The organism is Halovulum sp. GXIMD14793, assembly GCF_054457435.1.
In genome coordinates this window covers 22,182-28,305 of record NZ_JBTLNE010000051.1, presented here as the reverse complement: position 1 = coordinate 28,305, position 6,124 = coordinate 22,182, and the positions used below count along the sequence as shown (strand labels likewise).

The 6,124-nt window shown below is 60.4% G+C and carries 8 protein-coding genes; all 8 read right to left on the bottom strand.

Translation table 11 applies throughout. From position 1 onward, the window contains the following. Nucleotides 1-523 precede the first annotated feature (523 nt). Entirely contained in the window at nucleotides 524-673 is a 150-nt protein-coding gene (locus tag ACW9UQ_RS14270; protein WP_458931691.1) for a hypothetical protein, read from the bottom strand. 118 nt (nucleotides 674-791) lie between these two features. After that, complete coding sequence (locus tag ACW9UQ_RS14265; protein WP_458931690.1) at nucleotides 792-1,067, bottom strand: DUF1467 family protein; 276 nt, start codon at nucleotides 1,065-1,067, stop codon at nucleotides 792-794. Then, on the bottom strand, nucleotides 1,064-1,468 hold the full coding sequence (mce, locus tag ACW9UQ_RS14260) for a methylmalonyl-CoA epimerase (protein ID WP_458931689.1): 405 nt from the start codon (nucleotides 1,466-1,468) through the stop codon (nucleotides 1,064-1,066). The genes ACW9UQ_RS14265 and mce overlap by 4 nt, the downstream gene beginning before the upstream one ends. A gap of 108 nt (nucleotides 1,469-1,576) precedes the next feature. Then, on the bottom strand, nucleotides 1,577-3,505 hold the full coding sequence (gene dxs / locus ACW9UQ_RS14255) for a 1-deoxy-D-xylulose-5-phosphate synthase (RefSeq protein ID WP_458931688.1): 1,929 nt from the start codon (nucleotides 3,503-3,505) through the stop codon (nucleotides 1,577-1,579). An 85-nt stretch (nucleotides 3,506-3,590) separates the two neighbouring features. Further along, nucleotides 3,591-4,463: a polyprenyl synthetase family protein gene (locus ACW9UQ_RS14250; RefSeq protein WP_458931692.1), complete on the bottom strand. Its 873-nt coding sequence runs from the start codon at nucleotides 4,461-4,463 to the stop codon at nucleotides 3,591-3,593. 19 nt (nucleotides 4,464-4,482) lie between these two features. Further along, nucleotides 4,483-4,725 carry an exodeoxyribonuclease VII small subunit gene (locus ACW9UQ_RS14245; protein WP_458931687.1) on the bottom strand — a complete coding sequence of 81 codons (243 nt, stop codon included), beginning with the start codon at nucleotides 4,723-4,725 and terminating at the stop codon, nucleotides 4,483-4,485. Then, entirely contained in the window at nucleotides 4,722-5,657 is a 936-nt protein-coding gene (locus ACW9UQ_RS14240) for a histone deacetylase family protein (protein ID WP_458931686.1), read from the bottom strand. Before ACW9UQ_RS14240 ends, ACW9UQ_RS14245 begins: the two co-directional genes overlap by 4 nt. A 9-nt stretch (nucleotides 5,658-5,666) precedes the next feature. After that, on the bottom strand, nucleotides 5,667-6,095 hold the full coding sequence (irrA, locus tag ACW9UQ_RS14235; protein ID WP_458931685.1) for an iron response transcriptional regulator IrrA: 429 nt from the start codon (nucleotides 6,093-6,095) through the stop codon (nucleotides 5,667-5,669). Nucleotides 6,096-6,124 lie beyond the last annotated feature (29 nt).

Sequence of the window (6,124 nt, the reverse complement as noted above, 5' to 3'; positions counted from 1 at the left end):
TCCCCATAGACACCGCCCAGCCCCCGCAGCTTCCTCCCTGAGAGATTTTCCAACGCGGACCACACTCAGGCCAAGCCGAAACCGCGCACCCTGGCCCGCATCAGAAAATCTTCATCTTTGGTTGAATCTGCTGCGCTTTGTCTGAACGGCCCATCTGGGAAACGTCCCATTTCCAGACCACGAGGCGCTGGCAGGCGCGCGGCCACATCCATTGAATATTGTTGTCTTGAAATCCCGTCTGACAAACAGCGTTCAGTATCTCAACAACTGGATGGGAAGGCAGGCATTTGAAAACACGCCCAAAATCCTGTTCGCACGTAATGTGATCCGAGGCGGATGATTGCGATCCCGTCGCAATTAATCTGATCACAGTCGCAGATAATGTGAGTTTGATACCCCGGATAGCGTCAGATAATTTGAGCGAGAATCCGGGATGTTTGCAATCCGAGCGCCGGATAAGTGCAATTCACAACATATAGAGGGAAAGCCCTATCCTCAGGGCTTTCCCGAAGCTAAAAAATCCTCAGCTATCTGCTGTCGGCGCGTCACCGTCCACAGGCGGCAGGATTAGGATCGGGCTTTGAACGGTCTGTTCTTCATGGCCGCTCATCGGGCAAGCGGTTGCTCCGGCAGCAAAGCCAACCATCAGCACAAGCATCGCGGTGAATTTCATCGTCTTGCTCCTTGTTTTCGTAACGTAGGGTAACCCAGAATCGCGCAAACGCCAAATTGAGCGTCGTACTGAGAACCGGACGCGTCTGAAAGCTTAGGTATTTCGTGAGCCGCTGTCGCTATTGGTCAGCCCTGAAACGGCGCCAGATATCGATATCGTCGATGCTGATCCAGCCCTGATCAATCACAATCACCAAAGGCAGCCAAAGCACGATGGTAACAATGGTAACCCAGATGATCTTCTTCCGGATATTGGGGTTTTCCGGGGCCGAGGCCGGGGTGCCGGGCTTTATCTCGCCCAGATCGCCTTGCGTTCTTAAGCCGATCGGCAAGGCAACCAACAGGCTGAGGAACCAGATGACTGCGAACAGAACAAATGCGCCGGTGATGGTCATGCTTGCTCCAACTCTACCAATGTGCCGGTGAAATCCTTGGGATGCAGGAACAGGACCGGTTTGCCATGCGCGCCGATCTTGGGGTCGCCGTTGCCCAGAACCCGAGCACCGGCGGCTTTTAACTGATCACGGGCGGCGAGAATGTCGTCGACTTCGTAGCAGATATGATGGATGCCGCCGGAAGGGTTCTTGTCGAGAAACCCCTGGATGGGGGAGGCTTCACCCAAAGGATGCAGGAGTTCTATCTTGGCATTGGGCAGGTCAATGAACACCACGGTGACCCCGTGATCCGGCTCGGCCTGCGGCGCACCGACCGTTGCCCCAAGCGTATCACGGTATTGCGCCGAGGCGGCTTCGAGATCCGGCACCGCGATGGCCACATGGTTCAGACGTCCGATCATTCTGTGTTCCTTTTCATGTTCAAACGCAGGTGTCTTGGGCCATGGTGGGTTTCACCCACCCTACAGGGCACTGATCCGTAGGGTGGGTGAAACCCACCATGCGCGATGTCATGCCCGTCGTTCCAGCGCGGCGATGCCCAGAACGTCCAGTACTTTTGCCTCGATTTGGGGCGCGTTCATCGCGGCCACGTCGTACATGGCGGCCGGGTTGTCCTGCTGGATGAAGGTATCGGGCAGCACCATGGAGCGGTATTTCAGACCGGTATCAAAGATGCCCTCATCGGCCAGGAACTGGGCGACATGAGATCCGAAACCGCCAACGCATCCTTCCTCGATCGTGATCAGTGCCTCGTGATGGCGGGCCAGTTGGCGGATCAGGTCGTGATCGAGCGGTTTGGCAAACCGCGCATCAGCGATGGTCGGGCGCAGGCCGCGGGCGGATAGGGCCTCTTCTGCTTTTTGTACCTCGGACAGGCGCGCCCCGAAGGACAGGATGGCGACGCGATCCCCTTGGGCCATGATGCGGCCTTTGCCGATCTCTATCGGTGTGCCGCGTTCGGGCATCTCGACCCCCACGCCCTCACCCCGCGGGAAACGGAAGGCGGAGGGGCGGTCATCAAGGGCGGCGGCAGTGGCCACCATATGCACCAGTTCCGCCTCATCCGCCGCGGCCATCACCACAAAGCCAGGCAGGTTCGACAGAAAGCCTATATCGAAAGAGCCTGCATGGGTCGGGCCGTCGGCCCCGACCAGCCCGGCGCGGTCAATGGCGAAGCGCACCGGCAGTTTCTGGATCGCCACGTCATGCACGACCTGATCGTAACCGCGCTGCAAGAAGGTGGAATAGAGCGCGCAGAACGGTTTCAGCCCGCCTGCCGCCATTCCGGCACTGAAGGTCACGGCGTGCTGCTCTGCGATGCCGACATCGAAACAGCGCGGCGGGAAGCGTTCGGCAAACAGATCCAGACCGGTGCCCGAAGGCATCGCGGCCGTCACAGCCGTGATCAGCGGATCATCCTCGGCCTGTTTGATCAGGCTTTGCGCAAAAACCTTGGTATAGCTGGGGGCGTTGGTGCCGGTTTTCACCACCTTCACCGGTGTTCCGGTGGCGGGATCGAACTTGCCCGTTGCATGGCCCTTATCGGCAGAGGTTTCTGCCGGGTGGAACCCCTTGCCCTTCTTTGTAATCGCATGGATCAGCACCGGCCCATCGGCGCGATCTTTCACTGTGCGCAGGACCGACACCAGTTGGTCCATATCGTGCCCATCAATCGGACCGATATAGGAAAAGCCGAGTTCCTCGAACAAGGTTCCGCCGACGGTCATCGACTTCAGCATTTCCTTGGCCCGGCGCGCGCCTTCCTGCAACGGTGGCGGCAACAGGCTGACCGCCCCTTTGGCAGCCGATTTCAGTTCCTGAAATGGCGCACCGGCATAGAGGCGCGAGAGATAAGAGGACATCGCCCCGACCGGCGGGGCAATGGACATTTCGTTGTCATTCAGGATCACGATCAGCCGCTTGCCCAGATGCCCGGCATTGTTCAGGGCCTCATAGGCCATCCCGGCGGACATCGCGCCATCGCCGATCACCGCGATGGCGTCGCCCACACCATGTTCCGGCGCACCGCCCAGATCGCGCGCCACGGCAAAGCCAAGGGCCGCCGAGATCGAGGTAGAGCTATGCGCGGCACCGAACGGGTCATAAGGGCTTTCGTCGCGTTTGGTAAAGCCGGACAGCCCCCCACCCTTGCGCAGGGTCCGCATACGGTCGCGCCGTCCTGTCAGCACTTTATGCGGGTAGCATTGATGCGATACGTCCCAGATCAGCCGGTCATGCGGGGTCTCGAATACTGCATGCAAAGCAACCGTCAGCTCTACAACCCCCAACCCGGCACCCAGATGGCCGCCTGTTTCAGAGACCACCGAAATCACCTCAGCCCGCAGGTCGTCAGCCACCCGGGTTAGCTCTGTCACGGACAGGCCGCGCAGATCGGCAGGCGTCTTGATCTGGTTCAGATGCGGGGTTTCTGGCGGCATCGGCTTGCTTTCCCCTTATAAAGGGGCCTCCCTTGCTGACTTCCGTCGCGGGTTATGCCCCCGGGCGGCCCAAAAAGCCAGAGGGTCAATTGTCGCGCGAGATCACAAAACGCGCGGCAAGGTGCAGATTTCGTGCAGCGCTTCCGTAGGGGGCGATGGCATCGCAGGCTTCCTCAACCAGCTCGGCGGCACGTTTCTTGGCCCCCTCAAGACCCAGAAGCGAGACAAAGGTGGCCTTGCCTGCAACCGCATCCTTACCGGTGGCTTTCCCGGTCGCCGCAGCGCTGCCTTCCACATCCAGCACGTCATCGCGGATCTGGAACGCAAGACCGATGGCATCGGCATAGCCCATAAGCGGTTCGGCATTGAATTTGCCGAGAATCGCACCGGCCTCGACCGACCAGCGGATCAGGGCACCGGTTTTGAGGCGCTGCAACTGGGTGATCTGGTCAAGCGTGTAGGGCGTTTTCGAGGTCTCGGCTTCGATATCCATCGCCTGGCCCGCCACCATCCCCCAGGCCCCGGATGCCTTGGCCAGATGCCCGATCAGCTTGACCCGCACATTGGCATCAATCGCGGTCTGCTGGCCGGCAAGGATATCGAAGGCCAGCGCCTGCAGCGCATCGCCGGCCAGAATCGCCGTTGCCTCGTCAAAGGCCTTGTGCACCGTCGGTTTGCCCCGGCGCAGGTCGTCGTCATCCATGGCGGGCAGGTCGTCATGCACCAGCGAGTAGCCATGCAGGCATTCCACAGCCGCCGCGACCCGCGCCGCAGGGGCCTTGACCGCCCCGAACATAAGCGCGGTTTCCATGACAAAGAAGGCGCGGATGCGTTTGCCACCTGACAGCACGGCATAGCGCATCGCATCGGCCAGCCTTGTGCCTTCGGGGGGCATAAGTTGCGACAGGACCTCCTCGGTCGCGGTCGCGTGCTGGCTTAGAACAGCGTGAAACTGCAGATCGTCGGCATTGGCCATGTCAGTCGGGATCAACCGGGTCCAGCGCAGCCGCCTGACCGTCGGGTCCGGCGGTGATCTTGGCGATCTTCTCTTCTGCGGCGGCCAGTTTGGACTGGCAATGGCGGCGCAATGCCTCGCCGCGGTCATAAAGTGCGATGGATTCTTCCAAGGGCGCTTCGCCAGAATCGATTTTTCTGACCACCTCTTCCAATTCGGCCATTGCCGCCTCGAAGGACAAGTCTGTCACCGGTGTGTCGCTCATTTTCCCCGCTCCATCAGCACCTGAACATGCGCCGCAACAGAGGCGGCCAATGCGTCCAGATCATAGCCCCCCTCAAGCGAGGACACAACGCGCCCTCCGCAATGTTTGTCCGCCAAATCGCATAAGCGCTGCGTGGCCCAGACGAAATCGGCCTCCCGCAGGTTCAGGTTAGCGAGCGGATCATCCGCATGGGCGTCAAAACCGGCAGAGATGATCAAAAGCTCGGGCGCGAAGCTGTCGACAGCAGGCAAAACCTGGGCTTCGAAAGCGGCGCGGAAGGCTGTGCCGTCTGCTTCGGGTTCCAGCGGCACATTCAGGACATTGCCATGCGCGCCGGTTTCCGACGCGGCCCCGGTGCCAGGATAAAGCGGCATCTGGTGGGTCGAGGCGAAGAATATCTGCGCATCATTCCAGACAAGGTCCTGCGTTCCATTGCCGTGATGCACGTCAAAATCGACAATCGCCACACGGGGAAGGCCATGCTTTTGCAATGCATGCCGCGCCCCGATCACCACATTGCCAAACAGGCAGAACCCCATCGCGGTCGCCGTTTCGGCATGGTGCCCCGGCGGGCGGGTGGCGCAAAAGGCGTTTTGAACCTCGCCCTTGATCACGCGGTCAACCGCGTCGATATTCGCCCCGGCCGCCGCAAGTGCAGCATCCAGCGATCCCGGCGACATATGCGTATCGGCATCCAGTGGGACCGTTCCCGTTTTGGGCAGGGCGGCAAATATCTTTTCGATATAGGCCTCCGGATGGGCCAGCAGCAGGTCGGCTTTGGCGGCTTTCGGTGCGTCCAGCCGAATCAGGTCGTCAAATGCAGGGGCTGAAAGGGCTGCATTGACGGCGGTCAGACGGGCAACCTGTTCGGGGTGGCCCGGCGGCGTGACATGGGTCAGGCAATCAGGATGGGTCAGCAAGGCTGTGGCCATTGGGGCCCCTTAGTTTTTTGCGCGCAGTCGGATCACGACGTCAACGCGCGATACTTCTGCACCAGCAGGGGCTTCGGGCATGCCGACGATCCGAACGCTGTCGGATGGCGCATCGGACAAGCGGCCCTCATCTTCCCAGTAGTAATGGGGGTGGTCGTCGGTTCGGGTGTCGAAATAGGACCGGTTGCCATCAACCGTGACCTCATTGACCAAGCCGGCCTCACAAAAGGCGCGCAGCGTGTTGTAGACCGTGGCCAGAGACACAGGATCAGTGCCGCTTGCCGCCGCTTCGTGCAGGCTTTCGGCTGTGACGTGCCGGTCCTTGCCATCGCCAACCAGTAATGTCGCGAGGGTCAGCCGCTGCCGCGTTGGACGCATGCCTGCATCGGTCAACCATGCTGTGGCCCGTTGGCGTGCAATATCGGTTTCTGACATCATAACGTTAGATCTCTTCCACTTACCGACCT

Bases quoted from the DNA above. Each gene is read 5' to 3' on its own strand.
- ACW9UQ_RS14265 (WP_458931690.1), bottom strand. From the start codon at position 1,067: ATGACCATCACCGGCGCATTTGTTCTGTTCGCAGTCATCTGGTTCCTC.
- irrA (WP_458931685.1), bottom strand. From the start codon at position 6,095: ATGATGTCAGAAACCGATATTGCACGCCAACGGGCCACAGCATGGTTG.
- ACW9UQ_RS14270 (WP_458931691.1), bottom strand. From the start codon at position 673: ATGAAATTCACCGCGATGCTTGTGCTGATGGTTGGCTTTGCTGCCGGA.
- ACW9UQ_RS14240 (WP_458931686.1), bottom strand. From the start codon at position 5,657: ATGGCCACAGCCTTGCTGACCCATCCTGATTGCCTGACCCATGTCACG.
- dxs (WP_458931688.1), bottom strand. From the start codon at position 3,505: ATGCCGCCAGAAACCCCGCATCTGAACCAGATCAAGACGCCTGCCGAT.
- ACW9UQ_RS14245 (WP_458931687.1), bottom strand. From the start codon at position 4,725: ATGAGCGACACACCGGTGACAGACTTGTCCTTCGAGGCGGCAATGGCC.
- mce (WP_458931689.1), bottom strand. From the start codon at position 1,468: ATGATCGGACGTCTGAACCATGTGGCCATCGCGGTGCCGGATCTCGAA.